Genomic DNA, 18327 nt, shown 5'->3' on the forward strand with positions numbered 1-18327 from the left:
GTGAATAAACCGTGACACTCGCCGTTATCGGAGGAGGGCCAGCGGGGTATGTGGCGGCGATTACAGCCGCTCGCTCCGGCAGGGAAGTCATTTTGATTGATCAAGGTCCTTTAGGAGGAACATGTTTAAATGAAGGCTGCATCCCGACCAAAGCGCTTTTGGAAAGCGCGGATATGTACGAAAAGATCAAGTCGGCCGGTGAGTTCGGAATCGACCTCACAGAGGAAAACCCGGTGATTCAATGGCAGGCTGTTCAAAACCGTAAAAATAAAATTATCAGACAGCTTGCAGACGGAATCCGGTATTTGATGGATAAAAACAGAATCAAACTGAAGAAAGGAAAAGCGTCCTTTCTTACCGAACACGATGTCTTAATTGAGGACAGCGGAAAGTCCGAGGTGATCAAGGCCGAGCAAATGATTATCGCGGCAGGATCAGAACCGGCCGGGCTGCCATTTGCACCTTTTGACGGGAAATGGATCATCCACAGCGGTAACGCGATGTCGCTTCCGTCTATTCCCGACTCGCTTTTCATCATCGGCGGAGGCATCATCGGCTGCGAATTTGCCAGCATTTTCGGCAGATTGGGCACAAAGGTGGTCATGGTCGAACAGGCGGAACAGATACTGCCCGGTGAGGACCCGGATATTGCAGAATACTTGCGCAGCCGGCTTGAAGAATCGGGAGTAAACATCATGACATCAGTTGCCGTAGAGCAGCTTGATCAGGCAGCAAAAAAAGTTTTCTTGAAAAATGGGAATGAACGTTTTGACATCCGTGCGGATCTTTGTTTAACAGCGATCGGCCGGAAGCCGAGACTGACCGGTTTAAACCTTGACCAGATCGGAATCAAATACAGCAGCAAAGGCATACATGTCAATGAGCACATGCAGACGAACCTGCCCCATATTTATGCGTGCGGGGATATCGCCGGAGGTGTCCAGCTTGCCCATGCGGCATTTCATGAGGGAACGATTGCCGCTTCACATGCATCAGGCCGAAACGTGCAGGTCAATCATCAGGTTATTCCGCGCTGCATTTATACGTCTCCGGAAATCGCCAGCGTTGGCTTAAACGAACAACAAGCACGGGAACAGTACGGGGATGTTCGGATTGGGGAGTTTTCGTTTTCCGCCAATGGAAAAGCGCTTATTTTGAACCAGCCTGCCGGTAAAGTGAAAATCATTGCGGACCCGGAATATCAAGAAATCGCAGGGGTGTCGATCGTCGGTCCGGGCGCCACCGAACTGATCGGGCAGGCGTCCGTCATGATGCATGCCGAGCTGACCGCAGATTCGATGGAGCACTTTATTGCCGCACATCCGACTCTATCAGAAGCCATTCACGAAGCATTGCTGAACACAACAGGCCAAGCAGTCCATTGTTAAAAACAGTTCCGAAAAACTTCGCATGTTATGATGCGAAGTTTTTTCCTAAGGGTAATCAACCATGTTGAAAGCGCTTTTATAATTATCTATAATGAGAAAAAAGCCCTTAGGAGAGGATGGAATGAATCCGACGCCCTGCTATTTAAATACGTGGAAACGCTTTGTCAAGGAGGGGCTTCTCGATCAGGCCCGCCTGAACAAAAGAGTGATGGAGTCATGGTACCGCTGCAAAAAAGCAAATGTGGATCCGTATTTAGATAAAGGACAGTCGATTTTAAAAAAGGAATTATTAAACGCGCAGAAGAAAAAGCATTCATTATTTTTTGAGGCGGCTCTTCCCTTTTTAAAAAACATCAGCCAGGAATTAAAGGAATCGGAAATGATGGCCCTCCTGATCGATGCGGACGGCTATGTCTTAAGCTTGGCCGGAAGTCAAAGGACGCTTGCTGAAGCGGGAAAAATCAATTTTGTCGAAGGTGTGCGCTGGACGGAGGCGGAGGTTGGGACGAATGCAATCGGAACAGCGCTTGAAATCGGCGAGGCGGTTACGATTAACGGCTCTGAACACTTTTCGGTCGCTTCCCACCATTGGAGCTGTTCAGCTGCGCCGATCAAGGATGAAGACGGCATGACCCTCGGCGTGATCGACATTTCCTGTCTGACTGACAGGAGGCACCCTTTCATGCTGGGAATGGCGGCAACAGCCGCACACGCCATCGAACGGGATGTGCAAGTCTCCGCCAAAAGAAAAGAAATGGAGCTTGTCAGCCGCTACCTTGAGAAAATCGAAGCAGATGAACCGTTTGTCGTCTGTAATGAAAAAAAGCGGATTGTATCGGCGAGCAGGCCTGTTCGAGAGCGGTTTTCCGACTGGCGCGGCATGAAGATCGATGAGCTGACAGAAGGGGGGTTTAACGTGCTGCACGAGCAGACCATCCTTTCAGAAACAGATGGCCATCCGCTCGGGACGTCGATCTCATTGGCGGAAGCCCCCCGCAAAAATCCAGCGCAAATATTGATCTCCCATTTCAGCTTTCCGGGAGAACAGGGCACAAGCAAAGCGTTTCAAAAGGCAATTCATGAAATGAAGCTCGCCTCCCAAACGGATGCAAATGTTTACATATGGGGGGAAACTGGATCAGGAAAAGAACTTGCTGCAAGAGCGATCCATGAGGCCAGCGCGAGAAGAAACGGACCCTTTATTGCCGTCAACTGCGGTGCGATCCCCGAAGGATTAATGGAAAGCGAGCTGTTCGGCTATGCCGAAGGCGCGTTTACAGGGGCGAAACGCCGCGGTTCAAAAGGAAAGTTTGAACAGGCACATAAAGGAACGATCTTTTTGGATGAAATCGGTGAAATCCCTTTTGCGATGCAAGTGGCGCTGCTTAGAATCATCGAAGAGCGAAAGGTCACTCCGATCGGCGGGAACCGTGAAGTCCCTTTGGACATCAGAATCATTTCCGCCACCCACCGGGATATGAATGACCTGTTGCAGCAAGGGAAGATACGCGAAGACCTTTATTACCGCCTTCATGTTTATCCGGTAAAGATTCCGCCGCTTCGTGAAAGAAAGGAAGACATACCCGAGTTATTCCGCTATTACAAAAAGAAGCATGATTGGAAGGCCGATTTTCCCCAGGCGTTTTTTCGGAGTCTTCGCGAATACCATTGGCCTGGGAACATTCGCGAGCTCTTCAATATTTTTGAGCGATTACGGGTGTTGTTTCCGGACGGCGGAATGATAAGTCCTTCACAATACGCTCCTGTCATAAACGCCCTTGAGCCGGCAGGCGGGAGGCCGCCTGAGGATGATGGCCAGCCATCTGCAAGCGGATTGACATTCCGGGAGCATATACAAAAACACATCATGATGGATGCACTGCAAAAAACAAAAGGCAATGTCTCTGAGGCGGCAAAGCTTGCGGGAATTCCGCGGAGCACATTTTACAAAAGGCTGCGGAAGTATAACCTTTAATTAGCCGCGCGGCGCCCAGAGCATGATGCTGACGCCTGCCAGACAGATCACAGCCCCGACCCAGTCATAGAGGTCGGGGGTTTTTTTATCGACCCACCAGCCCCAGAGTACCGCAAGAATGATAAAAATCCCTCCGTAAGCTGCATAAACGCGCCCGAATGACGGAAACTTTTGCAATGTCGGAATCACGCCGTACACAATTAAAATCAGGCCTCCCAAAGCCCCGTACCAAAACGGTTTCGATTCCCTCAACCACAGCCAAATCAAATAGCCTCCGCCGATTTCAGCCAACCCCGCCAGCAAAAATAAAACGATGGTGATCATCATGCACAACACTCCAATTCCGATATCATGCTATTTATTGTACATGACACGAAAAGGCCGGGAAAGTTCCCGCATTCTGGGAAAATAAACAGAACACGGGTTATGGAACTGTCTTCTCTGAACCTGTTGGATGGCGTATGTAAGCGTGATATAAGTAAATTGTAAACACTAATAAGGGGGCTTTAAAAATGAAGAAAACGTATTCAATTGTCATCGCAGGCGGAGGAAGCACATTTACCCCGGGAATTGTGTTGATGCTTTTGGACAATCTCGACGATTTTCCCATCCGTCAGCTGAAGCTTTATGACAATGACGGAGAGCGTCAAAGGAAAATAGCGGATGCCTGTGAAATATTCATGAAAGAAAGGGCGCCGCATGTTCAATTTTTGGCGACAACTGATCCAGAAGAGGCGTTTTCAGACGTTGATTTTGTTATGGCCCATATCAGAGTCGGAAAATACGCAATGCGCGAGCTTGATGAAAAAATCCCTCTTAAATACGGTGTCGTCGGCCAGGAAACATGCGGACCCGGCGGTATCGCCTATGGAATGAGATCAATCGGGGGCGTGCTTGAACTCATTGATTATATGGAAACTTATTCACCTGATGCATGGATGCTGAACTATTCAAACCCGGCTGCGATTGTCGCAGAGGCGACCAGAAGGCTCCGTCCTGATTCAAAAGTGTTGAATATTTGTGATATGCCGATCGGAATCGAAGACAGAATGGCTCAGATTCTCGGTCTGTCTTCACGGAAAGACATGATAGTCCGTTATTACGGTCTCAATCATTTCGGCTGGTGGACGTCGATTTACGATAAGGACGGAAACGACCTGATGCCGGCGATTCGGGAGCATGTCCGGGAGTACGGCTACATTCCGAAAGATGAGCATGAACAGGCTGAAGCAAGCTGGAATGATACGTTCAAAAAAGCGCGTGAAGTCTACGAGCTTGACCCGGAAACACTTCCAAACACTTATCTGCAGTATTATTTTTATCCGGATGACATGGTCAAAAAATCCAATCCTGAATATACCAGAGCCAATGAGGTCATGGAGGGACGGGAAAAATTCATTTTCAGGGAATGCGAAAAAATTGTCAAAGCGCAATCAAGCACAGACAGCCAAATAAAAATCGATGATCATGCTTCATATATCGTCGACCTTGCAAGGGCGCTCGCATATAATACCGGGGAGCGGATGCTTTTAATTGTCGAGAACAATGGAGCGATCGAAAACTTTGATCCTACGGCGATGGTGGAAGTGCCTTGTCTTGTCGGAAAGAATGGCCCGGAACCGATCACAATAGGCAGGATTCCGCAATTCCAAAAGGGACTGATGGAACAGCAAGTATCTGTTGAAAAGCTTGTCGTTGAAGCATGGATCGAAAAGTCATATCAAAAGCTGTGGCAGGCGCTGATCTTATCGCGGACGGTTCCGAATGCCAGAACCGCCAAGCTGATTTTGGATGACCTGATTGAAGCGAACAAAGATTATTGGCCGGAGCTTAAGCCGGAAAAACTTCAGCCGTCATTGTAACGATTTCAGAATGCCGCCTGTTCCAAACGGAAGGCGGCGGTAAACCTAGGCATATCCACCCATTTGTTCTCGTATTTTATATAATAGAGATAGAGAACGAATGGGGTGAAGATATGCAATTGGAAGAACTGATGAACAAGCATTATAAAAAGTTGAATGACAATGACTTTCATATTTTGAAATATATTTTGAATCATCAAGATACCTGCTACAAGCTGGGGATTAATGAGCTGGCTAAAAAGTGCAATGTATCCCGCACATCTATATTGAGGCTTTCCCAAAAGCTTGATTTCAGCGGGTACAGCGAATTTAGGGTGTTTCTGAAATGGGAGGCGGAAAGGCAGCAGGAGGACCCTGAAGATTGCCGATCCTTTGAAAGCTTGATGAGAGATATAGAGGCTTGCATGAAATATTTGAAAAATACGGATATGAGAAATATGTGCAGGCTCATTGATGAAGCGGACCGCATTTTTGTCTACGGCTCCGGAACTGCGCAAACGTCGGTCGCCTGTGAACTGCGGCGGATGTTTATTTCCCAGCACCGCTATTTGACGATCATCAGGGATCAGATTGAATTTGATTTGATACTTCCGGATTTAAATACGGACGATCTGATCATCATCATTTCGCTTTCAGGTGAAACCCCGGCGCTGATCCCGCAGGCACAGACGCTGTCTGCAAAAGGGATTCCATTTATCTCTTTGACCAATTTGAAAAACAACCTGCTCGCCCAATTGACACCTTATAATCTCTATGCGACAAGCCAGCCAGTCACGGTTTATCCGAAAACAGAGCTGACCGCTTTTGCACCCTTTTTTCTCGTCGGGGAAGCGCTGTTTCGCAGTTATGTCGACTATGCTGAAGAAAAGAAAATTCAGTAAACACAGGGGGGATTCACATTGATGCAAAAAGTACAGCGGTTCGGAAGCGCTATGTTTGTACCGGTTTTATTATTTGCTTTTGCGGGAATCGTCGTAGGCTTGAGCACTTTATTTAAAAATGAACAGCTGATGGGGGCCATCGCCAAGCCGGACACCTTCTGGTATCAATTCTGGTATATCCTTGAGGAAGGAGGCTGGACGGTTTTCAGGCAAATGCCGCTGTTGTTCGCAGTGGGCATCCCGATCGCGCTGGCTAAAAAAGCTGAAGCGCGCGCTTGTTTGGAAGCGCTTACTACGTATTTGACCTTTAACTACTTTGTCAGCGCCATCCTGACGGTATGGGGAGATTTTTTCGGAGTGGACATGAGCCAGGAAGCTGGGGGAACAAGCGGACTCGCGGAAATTGCCGGCATCAAAACACTCGATACAAACATTATAGGCGCCATTATCATTTCCTCGATCGTCGTCTATATTCACAATCGATATTTTGATAAAAAACTGCCTGACTTTTTGGGGATTTTTCAAGGCTCTTCATTCGTTGTCATCATATCTTTTTTCGTCATGCTGCCGGTTGCACTTGCGACAGCATACTTTTGGCCGATGGTACAAGGCGGCATCGCCTCTCTGCAAACCTTCCTTGTCGGATCGGGGGCATTTGGCGTATGGGTCTATACATTTCTTGAAAGGATTTTGATTCCGACGGGGCTGCACCATTTTATCTATACGCCTTTTCTTTTCGGTCCGGCCGTTGTCGAGGGCGGAATCGTCACCCATTGGGCTCAGCACCTCGGTGAATACGCTGCAAGCACACAGTCCCTGAAGGAGATGTTCCCGCAAGGCGGGTTTGCGCTTCATGGCAACTCAAAGATTTTCGGCATTTTGGGGATTGCGCTCGCCATCTATGTGACGGCCAAAAAGGAGAAGAAAAAAATCGTAGCGGGTCTGCTTATTCCGATTACCTTGACGGCTATGGTAGCGGGCATCACCGAGCCGATTGAATTTACCTTTTTATTTATTTCTCCTCTCCTGTTTTTTGTTCACAGTCTGTTGGCCGCGACAATGGCGACGCTCATGTATGTTTCAGGGGTGGTCGGAAATATGGGCGGAGGCTTGATTGAAATTCTCACGCTCAACTGGATCCCTCTTTTTCATTCGCATGGCAGCACTTATCTTTTTCAAATTTTAATCGGCCTTTCATTCACAGCCATTTACTTCTTTGTTTTCAGGTTTCTGATTTTAAAAATGAATATCGCCACACCGGGACGGGAAATAGATCAGCAGCAGGAAACAAAGTTTTATTCGAAACAAGACTACAAGGCAAAAAAGCATTCTGAAAAAGAGGTCTCTGCTACAAAGGAAGTCGACGTAAATCAGGATCAGGCGTTCCTTTGCATTCAGGCGCTTGGCGGGAAAGATAATATTGCCGAAGTGACAAATTGTGCCACAAGGCTGAGGGTCAGCGTCTATGACGAGTCAAAAGTGGGGCCGGACAGCGTGTTTAAGTCCTTTGGCGCCCATGGTGTCGTCAGAAACGGAAAAGCTTTGCAAATCATCATCGGCCTTTCGGTTCCGCAGGTCCGTGAAAGGGTTGAGAAACTGCTGAGAGGCTGACGTTTCAGTGAAAAAAGCTGCCTTTTGCCTGAAAAGAAAAGCCGGGTGATAAAAGGCAGCTTATTTTATATATTTAAGCTTCAAATTTTAATTTCGCTATATCGCGTTTGCATACCGCCAATTCTTTGGTCATTTCCGCCAGGTTTTGATCAAAAAAGCCGGTTCTTTTAAATAATTCTTTGAATTTTTTTTCCGTATCTTTTTTGAATGCAGTCAGCTCCGAATGGGTCTTCTCCTGAGCCTCTTTAATCGAATGAAACATTGAGACGATTTCGGATTTAAAAGATTGAAAGTTCTTTTGATGTGATAAAGTTTCGGCTTGAAAAGACTTAACACGTTCCTGATGTGATAAAGTTTCGGCTTGAAAAGACTTAACACGTTCCTGATGTGATAAAGTTTCGGCTTGAAAAGACTTAACACGTTCTTGATGTGATAAGGTCTCGTCTCTAAAAGAGTTAAATTCCTGTTTGAAGGAAGAAAGCTCTTTTTTCTGTTGTCCAACTTCATTTTTAAGAGAGGATAGCTCTTTTTTCTGTTGTCCAACTTCGTTTTTAAGAGAGGAAACCTCTTTTTTCAGTCCGCTGACCTCTTCTTTAACAGAAGCGAGGTCATTTTTGATCACCCCGACTTCGCTTTTAAGAGAAGAAACCTCTTTTTTCAGCCCGCTGACCTCGCTTTTGAGGGAAGTCATGTCCTTTTTGATCATAGAAACCTCATCTTTAATCAATACCAGCTCTTTTTTAAAGGGATGGAGCTCTTCTTTGAATATGGTTCGGATGGTTTGTTCGAGCGCCGCGCTCATCTTTTTCACCTCCCTTTTTGCTCTTTCAATATACCATGAATTGAAAAACCGCAGAAAAGGGGAAACGGTATTTTTGCGGTTTGAAAGCGTTTAATTGACTTAAGGAAAAATTAAAAACGGACAAAAAAAAGGCAATGCATGAAAATGCTTGCCTTTTTTGCGCTATGATTCTTTTTCTTTCGGGTCATCAAGCTTGACCCATTCATGTGACCACGTTTCCATTCCTTTAAGGACCGATTCAAGGGCCTGTCCTTTTTCAGTTAAAGAATACTCAATCCGCACCGGGGTTTCAGGATATACATGGCGGTGGATAATGCCTTCATGTTCCAGTTCTTTTAATCTTTCTGACAACAGCCTTCCGCTGATGGGAAGGGACGATTCTATATGGCAAAACCGCTGCGGGCCGTTTAGAAGCTGGTAAATGATCAATCCGTTCCAGCGCTGACTTATCATTTTCATTCCTTTTTCAAATTTGGGACATAAAGATGATAGGCTCACTATTCCTCACCTCTCTAGGTCTATTATAACGTAGATCAATAATTGAGCAAAGGTCATAAAATGACTTGACGTAAGTTTGTTATTTATATATACTAACTTACACAAAGTAAGTAACGAACGAAAAAAGGAGGATCACATGGTGATGATGTGTTGCTAGATTGATAAGTCGATGCTTGTCGGGAGGTATTGTTTTCTGCATAAAACATGAAAAAAAGGAGATTATAATGAACAACAAATATGAAATTGGCGCATTCATTTTACGATTGGTAACAGGTCTTACATTTTTGCTTCACGGTATTTCCAAGTTTCAAGGCGGTATTGAAAACACTGCAGGATTTTTCACGAGCGTCGGGATTCCGGGGTTTCTTGCTTATATCGTGGCCATTATTGAGCTTCTGGGAGGAGCTTTGATGATTCTCGGTCTTGGTACACGGGTCATCGGAATCTTATTTGCGCTTGTGATGCTCGGTGCGATTTTCACAGTGAAGCTGTCTGCCGGATTTATGGGATCTGACGGAGGAGCAGGCTATGAATTTGATGTAGCGCTGCTTGCCATGTCTGTTTACCTTGCTTTAAACGGAAGCGGCATGCTGGCTTTGGACCGCTTGTTCCGCGCAAACCGTCAAGAAGGATTGTCTGTGGAATAAAACAGCGAGAAAGAAGGAAAAAACCGATGACCCAGCAAATCCATCCAGAAACAGAGCTAGGATATGTCAAACTGAAGGTGAAAAGCCTTGAAAAATCGATCTCTTTTTACCGAGACATGATCGGATTTCAAATCCTAAAGCGTGATCTCAAAACGGCAGAACTCACGGCAGACGGCGCGCATCCGCTCGTGGTGCTGGAAGAAATTCCGAATGCCGTCGTACTGCCTGAAAGATCGGCGGCAGGCCTTTATCATTTTGCTATTTTGCTGCCAAACCGCAAAGAGCTTGGACTTGCGGTAAAGCATCTGCTCCGTATTGGTATGGACATTGGCCAGGGAGACCACCTTGTCAGTGAGGCGTTTTATCTGTCAGATCCGGATCAAAACGGAATCGAAATCTATCGGGACCGTCCGCGGGAAGGATGGAAACGTGATGCACAAGGAAATTATGTGATGGGAACCGAACCTGTTGATGTGAGAGGGATTCTTGAGGAAGCCGGGAGTCAGGAGTGGAAAGGTCTTCCCCCGGAAACCAAAATCGGCCATGTCCATTTTCATGTCAGGGATCTGCAACAGGCAAAGGATTTCTACCACTCTGTGCTGGGGTTCGGTATCGCAGGGGATTATCAAAACATGTCAGCGCTTTTTGTCTCTGCTGGCGGCTATCACCATCATATCGGTTTGAATCTCTGGGCCGGACGATATGCTCCATTTGCTCCCGCCGAGGCTGCCGGAATGGCTTACTACACCATCCTTCTGCCTGATGAAGCCGAGCTTGCCAGGACATTAAAAAAGCTGGAAAGCTCCGGTCATATGGCTGAGAGAAAAGCGGACGCATGGTTTGTCAAAGACCCGTCTTCAGGCGTTGATATCAGATTAGCGATTCAAAAAAGGTGAAACAATGCTGTTTCACCTTTTTTAGTGGGTAAAAACAGAGGACAAAAAAAGCAAAGAATGAGAAAAACAGACATCAATAACAAAGATTCGGCGTCAGCACCTGTGCTAACATAAATTGTGAATTTCACTTATTTGGAAAAACGAAGGGGGAGAACTTGTGGCAAAACATCAGCCCGTTTGGAATCCAAACATTGGGAATGGACGCTATCGCAATCCCGTTCTGTTTATGGACTACTCGGACCCTGATGTCGTTCGGAAAGGCAGCGATTATTTCATGGCGGCTTCAAGTTTTTCGTGTTTTCCCGGCATCCCGATTTTACATTCGAGAGATTTGGTCAATTGGACATTGATCAGCCATGTGTTTGACAAGCTTCCTTTTAGAGAGTATGAGACGCCTGCCCACGGAAAAGGGGCATGGGCGCCGAGCATCCGTTTTCACGGCGGCGAATTTTGGGTCTTTTTCGCCGCCCCTGATGAAGGAATTTTCATGAGCAAAACAAATGATCCGTTTCAAGGTTGGGAACCCCTTGTACATGTGAAAGAAACGAGAGGCTGGATCGATCCGTGCCCATTTTGGGATGATGATGGAAATGCTTATTTGATACATGCGTATGCCAACAGCAGGATCGGCATCAAAAGCAAATTGAACTTGTGCAGGATGAAAAGCGACGGGACGGCTTTGGAGGACGATGGGGTGACGATCTTTGACGGGACGCTGAACCACCCGACGATTGAAGGGCCAAAGCTGTATAAGAAAGGCGGCTATTATTATATTTTTGCCCCGGCGGGCGGTGTGAAGAAAGGCTGGCAGACGGTTTTGCGAAGCAGGCATATTTACGGCCCGTATGAAGATAAGGTTGTTCTTCATCAAGGAAGCTCGTCGATTAACGGACCGCATCAAGGAGGCTGGGTGGAACTCGAATCAGGGGAATCATGGTTCATCCATTTTCAAGACCGCGGCGCATTCGGGAGAGTCGTTCATCTTCAGCCTGTCCGCTGGGAAGACGGCTGGCCTTTGATGGGCGAGGATATCAATCAAGACGGAATCGGCGAGCCGGTTTTGGAATGGGAAAAGCCGGGAACGGACAGCGACGATGTAAAAGAGCCCTTTCAACAAACAAGCGATGATTTTGTGTCCGAACATCTTGCGCTTTGGTGGCAATGGGAAGCAAATCCGCAAGACGATTGGTATTCCCTTGACGCTCGACCCGACCACCTTCGCCTTTACAGCCGCCCTTTGTCGAACGGCTTTAAGCTGAGTAACATTCCGAATATTCTGACACAGAAGTTTCCGGGACCGAGCTTTACCGCTACAGTAAAACTGTCATTGCGCGCTTTTTCGGAAACGATCAGGGCCGGACTGGCCGTTACAGGGAAGCAATATGCAGCCCTCAGCTTTTTAAAAGAAGAAAACGGTATGTACAAACTTGCGGTTTATCAAGGCGGGATCAGTGATGTTCAAGAAGACGCGAAAACAGCGGAGCACCCGGTGACTGAAGAGACGGTTTATCTTCGCGTGACCGCAGATGAAAAAGCACTATGCCGCTTCAGCTACAGCGTTGATCAGCACCATTTCACACAAATTGGCGGCTCATTTCAGGCCGTTCCCGGTGTGTGGACGGGAGCCAAAGTCGGCGTATTTTGCACCGATATCGGTACAGATGGAGCGGATGGAAGCTGCTGTGACATCGATTGGTTCACCGTCAGCGCCGGAAAGGCGGTGAGGTAACCTGAATCATAGCAAAACATATACAAATCCCGTTTTAACCGGTTTTCACCCCGACCCTTCCATCATCGGAGTCGGGGATGATTATTACATGGTGAACTCCACCTTTCAGTATTTCCCGGCGATTGTCATTTCCCACTCAAAGGATTTGGTCAATTGGAGGATCATCGGCCACGGCATTACCGAAAACGACGGGTTGGATCTTTCCGGAATCTATGATTCACACGGCATTTGGGCGCCTGACATATCGTATCATGACGGAACGTACTACATTTTTGCGACGCACAGACTGAACGGCCCGACGGTGATCAATGGCAAAAAGCTGATCCGCAGGCAGATCATGATCAAGTCAAACCGTCCGGAAGGGCCGTATTCAAAGCCTGTATTCATTGATGAAGAAAGCGGCATCGATCCGTCGCATTTCGTCGATGATGACGGGAAGCATTACATGCTGCTCAGCCCGGCCTGCACGCTTTTTCCTTTAAATGACGAATGCACAGACATCATCGGCGAACCTGTGCAGATTTGGGAAGGAACAGGGAAAAGGGCTCCGGAAGGCCCGCACCTCCTCAGAACGAATGGATATTATTACGCCATTTTGGCAGAAGGAGGCACCGGTTATGGCCACTCGATCACGACGGCGCGCTCCAAGCATTTGTACGGCCCATATGAGCCATGCCCGTACAATCCGATTTTAACCCAGCCTGATCCCGATGCTCCGCTTCAAAGAGCGGGCCATGGAAAGCTTGTCAAAACGCAAAACGGCGAATGGTGGGCGGTCTACCTTTGCGGCCGGCCCAATGAAGGAAAGTTCACAACCCTCGGCAGGGAAACGGCACTCGATCCTGTTCGCTGGACAAAAGACGGCTGGTTTGTCATCAACGATCTTCACGGCCCGAGCGTCATCCAATCAGCCCCGAACCTTCCGGAAGCCAAATGGGCTGAAAAGAATCTAGATGATTTCGAAGGTTCTTCGCTCGCTCCTGAGTGGCAGTTTGTCAGAAATCCCGACCATTCCAGCTGGTCGTTGACAGAAAGGCCGGGGTTTCTCAGATTGTGGACGGATGATGCCGATTTACACGAGATATGTGCGAAAAATACAATCGTCAGAAGAGAAAAGCATCACCAATACAGCGCGGCGGTGAAACTGGATTTTGCGCCATCGGAAAACGGCGAGCAGGCAGGCCTCACCTGCTATTACAGCACGAACAATTATCTGCAATGCTGTCTGATCTATGATGACGGCCTGAAAATCAAGGTGATTGAAAACCGACACGGCGTCCGAAAGACGCTTGGCGAAAAACATGCAAAAGAAGGTCCGATAGTCTTAAAAGCTGTCGTCAATAAACAGAAGCGAGACTTTTATTACAGCTATGAAGAAAAGCATTGGCATCACGCGGGATCGCAAGAAAACGCGAGCTTTCTAAGCGATGAGGGCTCCCGCGATGCAAAAGGTCATACCGGAACGATGGTCGGGATGTATGCAAACAATGGCGGCAGCGGAAGAAGGATTTCCGCTGATTTTGACTGGTTCCGTTATACGCCGTTTTAACCGTCCCCGCTTTTTTTTCGGTATTGCAGCGGGGGGATGCCGACGATGTCTTTAAAGGTTTTATTGAAATGGCTGATGTGCTTAAACCCGGTTTCTTCAGCAATATTCAAGATTTTTTCATCGGTGTCCCGCAGATACTTTTTGGCTTCACGGATGCGGATGTGCCGGATATATTCGTGAAGGTGAAAGCCCGTCACTTTCTTAAAGACCCTGCTTAAATAGGACGGACTGATATAAAAAAGGTCGGCAAGGCTGGTTAATGTGAGCGTTTCATTGAAGTTTGCCTGAATGTATGAAGCGATTTCCGAGATTTTTTCATCCATTGGGTGGAGCGGCCGGGTTTCACTTTGTCTGCCGCTCGCCAAGGTGCGGTATATGGTAAACAGCAATTGAAGCAGCAAAGCTCTGACGACATCTTCAAACCCTTCTTGTTTCAGTCTGCATTCCTTTTTCATCTCCATCAGCAACTGCTCAACAGACGTCTGTTCCTTTAGCGTGAAGGAGATGAAATTTGTATGCTCGGGAAACGGAAGGAGCGGATAAGTGCTTGAGTCAAGAAAAGGCTCGATGAAATCGTGGGAAAAGTTAACGAGGATGCGTTCGAACTCCTCAACTTCCGTACTGGAGGTTCTATGCAGGTCATGGGGATTGATGATGATCATGCTGCCTTTTTCAGCGGTATACACACTTTGATTGATAAAATAAGTCCGTTCTCCGTTCAGCAAATAATAAAGTTCATAGCTTTCATGGACGTGAGGTGCGTTCATCTCGGTAAATCCTTTTCTATGCATATATTGAATCGAAAAAGAATGCTCGTCTATAAAATATTTTGGATGACGCATATCGGGCATTCCTCCTTTTGAAAGCGATTTCTAATCGGGATTGGAGGGGATGGTATGAGAAAGCTGATTTGTCTGATGTTGTTCTTCGCTTTATCAGCCGGCTGTGCAAATCAAGAAAAGGCGGCAACTGAAGAGGGCGCCCGCCTTGAGCTTGACTGGCTTGTTCCGCTTCATACGCCGCAGCCGCCTTCAGATAAAGCGCTTAAAATCATTGAAGAAAAAACAGATACAAAGCTGCGTCTGATTTGGGTTCCGGATGCGACAAAAGAAGAAAGAATCAATGCGGCGCTTGCCGGCGGCAGCATGCCTAAAATCATCACATTGCCGAATCTTGAAGACTCCGCGGTTGTAAGCGCGCTTCGCTCAGGGATGTTTTGGGAAATCGGTCCGTATTTAAAAGACTACCCGAATTTAAAAAATCTTGATAAAACCATTGTAAAAAATATCTCGATTGATGGCAAAGTTTACGGGATTTATAGAGAACGGCCTTTGGCGAGACAGGGCGTCTTAATCCGAAAAGACTGGCTGGACAATCTCGGACTGGATATGCCTGAGACAGTCAACGATATTTATCAAATCGCAAAAGCCTTCACAGAGCAGGACCCTGACCAAAATGGAAAGGATGACACGATTGGCCTCGCCGACCGCAATGACCTGGCGTTTGGGGCTTTCAAAACATTGGCATCCTATTTAGGAGCGCCCAATGAGTGGGGAACAGGGCAAGATGGAAGCTTGTTTCCCGATTTTAAAAGCCGTGCCTACCAAGAGGCGATGAAATATATGAAAAGGCTTTATGACGAAGGACTGATGAATCGTGATTTTGCAGTCACAAGCAAAACGCAGCAGCAGGAACACGTGATTCAGGGAAAAGCGGGGATCTATATCGGAGCCATGAGCGATGCGATGAATTTGCGCGATCAGGGGCTTAGCTTAAATCCTGCTTTTCAGCTTGATATCGTCAATCGAATCCAGGGTCCTGACGGAAAAGAGCATACATGGGCGCTCGGCGGCCATGGAGGCATGTTCGCCATTTCAAAATCAAGCGTCAAAACAGAAGAGGAGGTCAGAAACATACTGGCGTTTTTCGACCGGATTGCTGAAGAAGATATCAATAACCTCATGCTGTATGGAATAGAAGGCGTCCACTATGAAAAGAAAGGGACACGTCAATATCACAGAAAACAAGAAAACTATCATTTATGGGAAGCGGACATTCAGCCGCTTCAGCAGCTCATCGGCGTCAATCGCCAAGCCTTAAAAAGCGCCGAAGATCCGCTGCGCGCCAAAAATGAAAAGCTTGAAGAAGACAACCGGAAAATCGCTGTTTTAAATCCGGCGGAACCGCTCTACTCTGCGACACAGACGGAACGAGGCACAGAGTTGAAAAAGATCATTGATGATGCGACATTTCAATTTATCCTCGGAGAAATCGATGAAAACGGCTTTCAGCAAGCAGTCGATAAATGGGAAGAGCGAGGCGGCGCAGAGATCATCAAGGAGCTGAATCAAGATCGGCAGAGCAAAGAATGAAATATAGACAACCTCTCTCCCGACGACTGTATGAAAGGAGAGGGTTTTTTGTATTTTATCAGCTTTTGAGTGGAAGGACTTCAATAACTCGTCTTTCTAAATGAAAGACAGCTTTTGAAAAATCAAGTGAAAATTCTTTAAATCCCGGCGAAAAAGCAATATAATTCCATCAAGGAATCACAAAGGAGGAAAACATGGTGCAGACAGCGGTCATTTTTGCGCATCCCAGTCCAAACAGTTTCAGGTGGAGCGATCTTAGATCAAGTCGTCAAAGCGCTTGAGGATGGAGGGCGTTCTTACACCGTCATCGATTTGTACAAAGAGGGGTTTGATCCCGTGCTGATATTTAATGAAAAGAAAAGGCGCTCTGAAATGAAAAACGATCCTGAGACAGCCGAATACCGGAAGATCATCAAAAACGCCGATCACCTCATCTTCATTTATCCGCTGTGGCGGGGCGGAATGCCGGCGATCTTAAAAGGCTTCATCGACCGCGTGTTTGCAGCCGGAGAGGCTTATACATACGAAGGAAGCCTGCCGAAGGGATTGCTCAAGGCCCGCACCGCTTCGGTTTACTATACGGCTGATGCTCCCGGCTGGTATTTGAAGTTTTGGCGGCGGAATGCGGACTGGGTGACCGTAAAAGATGTCATATTGAAGTTTTGCGGTGTTCGCCAGGTCAGGCGCATGCTGTTTCCAAGCGTAAAATACAACTCAGAGGCCAAACGCAAAAGATGGCTTGACCGTGTATATCAGTCTATCTTGAAAGGATGAGGTGACGGTTCATGAGGAAGAATCTGAACTGGCTGGACTGGGCAAAGGAATTGCAGGCGATCGCCCAGGCGGGTCTTGCATATACAAAGGATGAATTTGATCAAGAGCGTTTTGAGCGGCTTCGTCAGATTAGCTGCGAAATCATCGCCGAATATTCAGATGCCGATTTTTTAAAAGTTCAAGACGTTTTTGCCGGAGAGTCGGGCTATCCAACGCCGAAAGTTGATGTGAGAGCCGTCATTTTTAAAGATGACCGTCTGCTCTTCGTTCAGGAAAAAGCGGATGGGAAATGGGCGCTCCCGGGCGGATGGGCCGATATTGGCCTGAGCCCGAAAGAAATCGCCGTCAAGGAAGCGTTTGAAGAAACCGGTCTGAAGGTGAAAGCGCAAAAGCTTTTGGCCGTTATGGACAAAAAGTGCCACAATCATCCGCCTTCCGCATTCCACGTCTATAAAATGTTTATCGCCTGTGATATTGTTGGAGGAAAGGCAGAACCCGGAATGGAAACGAACAACATCGGCTTTTTCCCGCTGGAGCATTTGCCTGAGTTATCAGAAGCGAGAAATACATATGAACAGATTGAATTTTTGTTTCAGACAAAAAACGATTCACATCAGGTGTACTGTGATTAAGGGGGGAATGAACATGGAACGGCGCAAATATCCAATCGGAACGTTTACCGCACCTCTCCAGCCAAACAAAAGCGGGCGGGCCGAATTCATTAACAGGCTGAGGCAGGCGCCCTCATTGCTGAAGGAAGCGGTGGCAGGCCTCAGTGAAACACAGCTTGACACACCGTACCGCGATGGAGGCTGGACAGTCAGGCAAGTCGTCCATCACATCGCTGACAGCCATTTGAACGGTTATCTCCGCTGCAAGCTGGCACTGACGGAGAAGGCGCCGCTGATCCGCACGTTTGATGAACAACAATGGGCTGAGCTTTCAGATGCCCGGACATTGCACCCCAATTTGTCCATTGCGCTTTTAGATGCGCTGCATCATCGCTGGGCTGCCCTCTTTGAGTCGCTGACAGACGCCGATTTCGAAAACGCGTATCTTCACCCTGACAGCAATGAGAAGATCAGCCTTGATCATGCACTGGCCCTCTATGTATGGCACTCGAAGCATCATATCGCCCATATCACGTCGCTTCGGGACAGAATGGGATGGAGATAAAAACGCACGCCTTCTCTCGCGTATTTTCGTTTGATTTTAAACAGGTGGTCAAAATTGAGGAAAAGCGGCTTTAAGGTGGAGCCGCTTTTTTTTGCGGATGATTTGCAGTAAGATAATAGGGGTATTATGTCCTAATCCCGATGTTCGGTAAGAGTTGATTGCCATGG

The 18327-nt window shown here is 47.3% G+C and carries 16 protein-coding genes and 1 pseudogene; 13 read left to right on the forward strand and 4 right to left on the reverse strand.

Translation table 11 applies throughout. The annotated features are described in order from the left end of the window. The first annotated feature begins 11 nt into the window (after positions 1 to 11). Both lpdA and P3X63_RS04605 read left to right on the forward strand, forming a co-directional pair. Positions 12 to 1388, forward strand: a complete 1377-nt coding sequence (gene lpdA, locus P3X63_RS04600; protein ID WP_277692522.1) for a dihydrolipoyl dehydrogenase — start codon at positions 12 to 14, stop codon at positions 1386 to 1388. Positions 1389 to 1509: 121 nt separating this feature from the next. Further along, on the forward strand, positions 1510 to 3363 hold the full coding sequence (locus P3X63_RS04605) for a sigma-54-dependent Fis family transcriptional regulator (protein ID WP_077735298.1): 1854 nt from the start codon (positions 1510 to 1512) through the stop codon (positions 3361 to 3363). Here the strand turns inward: P3X63_RS04605 and P3X63_RS04610 are convergent, their stop codons facing one another. Continuing rightward, positions 3364 to 3690: a YnfA family protein gene (locus P3X63_RS04610; protein ID WP_077735297.1), complete on the reverse strand. Its 327-nt coding sequence runs from the start codon at positions 3688 to 3690 to the stop codon at positions 3364 to 3366. It abuts the gene before it with no gap. Positions 3691 to 3875: 185 nt separating this feature from the next. Here P3X63_RS04610 and glvA point away from each other — a divergent pair, with 185 nt between their 5' ends. The 3 genes from glvA to P3X63_RS04625 all read left to right on the forward strand — a co-directional run bounded on the left by glvA (position 3876) and on the right by P3X63_RS04625 (position 7717). Then, positions 3876 to 5225 carry a maltose-6'-phosphate glucosidase gene (gene glvA / locus P3X63_RS04615; protein WP_277692523.1) on the forward strand — a complete coding sequence of 450 codons (1350 nt, stop codon included), beginning with the start codon at positions 3876 to 3878 and terminating at the stop codon, positions 5223 to 5225. Positions 5226 to 5338: 113 nt separating this feature from the next. Then, positions 5339 to 6106, forward strand: coding sequence for a MurR/RpiR family transcriptional regulator (locus P3X63_RS04620; protein WP_026589542.1), 768 nt, complete (start codon positions 5339 to 5341; stop codon positions 6104 to 6106). 18 nt (positions 6107 to 6124) lie between these two features. After that, positions 6125 to 7717, forward strand: a complete 1593-nt coding sequence (locus P3X63_RS04625) for an alpha-glucoside-specific PTS transporter subunit IIBC (protein WP_277692524.1) — start codon at positions 6125 to 6127, stop codon at positions 7715 to 7717. A gap of 73 nt (positions 7718 to 7790) precedes the next feature. On the opposite strand, the gene P3X63_RS04630 is transcribed toward P3X63_RS04625, so the two are convergent. After that, positions 7791 to 8339, reverse strand: coding sequence for a hypothetical protein (locus P3X63_RS04630; protein ID WP_277692525.1), 549 nt, complete (start codon positions 8337 to 8339; stop codon positions 7791 to 7793). A gap of 342 nt (positions 8340 to 8681) precedes the next feature. Then, positions 8682 to 9017 (reverse strand): winged helix-turn-helix transcriptional regulator, encoded by a 336-nt coding sequence (locus P3X63_RS04635; protein ID WP_026589540.1) that lies wholly within the window; start codon positions 9015 to 9017, stop codon positions 8682 to 8684. Positions 9018 to 9241: 224 nt separating this feature from the next. Between P3X63_RS04635 and P3X63_RS04640 the strand changes: the two genes are divergently transcribed. The 4 genes from P3X63_RS04640 (at position 9242) to P3X63_RS04655 (ending at position 13838) form a co-directional block, all read left to right on the forward strand. Next, positions 9242 to 9664: a DoxX family protein gene (locus P3X63_RS04640; protein WP_277692526.1), complete on the forward strand. Its 423-nt coding sequence runs from the start codon at positions 9242 to 9244 to the stop codon at positions 9662 to 9664. A gap of 26 nt (positions 9665 to 9690) precedes the next feature. Beyond that, positions 9691 to 10560 carry a VOC family protein gene (locus P3X63_RS04645; RefSeq protein WP_277692527.1) on the forward strand — a complete coding sequence of 290 codons (870 nt, stop codon included), beginning with the start codon at positions 9691 to 9693 and terminating at the stop codon, positions 10558 to 10560. A 157-nt stretch (positions 10561 to 10717) separates the two neighbouring features. Next, complete coding sequence (locus P3X63_RS04650; RefSeq protein WP_277692528.1) at positions 10718 to 12289, forward strand: glycoside hydrolase family 43 protein; 1572 nt, start codon at positions 10718 to 10720, stop codon at positions 12287 to 12289. Between the two features lies 1 nt (position 12290). Beyond that, positions 12291 to 13838, forward strand: a complete 1548-nt coding sequence (locus P3X63_RS04655; RefSeq protein ID WP_277692889.1) for a glycoside hydrolase family 43 protein — start codon at positions 12291 to 12293, stop codon at positions 13836 to 13838. Here P3X63_RS04655 and P3X63_RS04660 read toward each other — a convergent pair. Beyond that, entirely contained in the window at positions 13835 to 14680 is an 846-nt protein-coding gene (locus tag P3X63_RS04660) for a helix-turn-helix transcriptional regulator (protein ID WP_277692529.1), read from the reverse strand. The two genes, P3X63_RS04655 and P3X63_RS04660, sit on opposite strands and share 4 nt — an antisense overlap. A 54-nt stretch (positions 14681 to 14734) precedes the next feature. On the opposite strand from P3X63_RS04660, the gene P3X63_RS04665 reads away from it, so the two are divergent. The 4 genes and pseudogenes from P3X63_RS04665 to P3X63_RS04680 all read left to right on the forward strand — a co-directional run bounded on the left by P3X63_RS04665 (position 14735) and on the right by P3X63_RS04680 (position 18160). Next, positions 14735 to 16210 (forward strand): extracellular solute-binding protein, encoded by a 1476-nt coding sequence (locus P3X63_RS04665; protein ID WP_077735293.1) that lies wholly within the window; start codon positions 14735 to 14737, stop codon positions 16208 to 16210. Positions 16211 to 16407: 197 nt separating this feature from the next. Further along, positions 16408 to 16984: pseudogene (locus P3X63_RS04670) on the forward strand (NAD(P)H-dependent oxidoreductase). Between the two features lie 11 nt (positions 16985 to 16995). Then, a complete protein-coding gene (locus tag P3X63_RS04675) occupies positions 16996 to 17616 on the forward strand; it encodes an NUDIX hydrolase (protein WP_026589532.1) in 621 nt (206 codons plus the stop codon). 7 nt (positions 17617 to 17623) lie between these two features. Further along, positions 17624 to 18160: a YfiT family bacillithiol transferase gene (locus tag P3X63_RS04680; protein WP_277692530.1), complete on the forward strand. Its 537-nt coding sequence runs from the start codon at positions 17624 to 17626 to the stop codon at positions 18158 to 18160. Positions 18161 to 18327: the final 167 nt, after the last annotated feature.

It is taken from the genome of Bacillus sp. HSf4, from assembly GCF_029537375.1.
In the GTDB taxonomy this organism is placed as follows: Bacteria; Bacillota; Bacilli; order Bacillales; family Bacillaceae; genus Bacillus; species Bacillus sonorensis_A.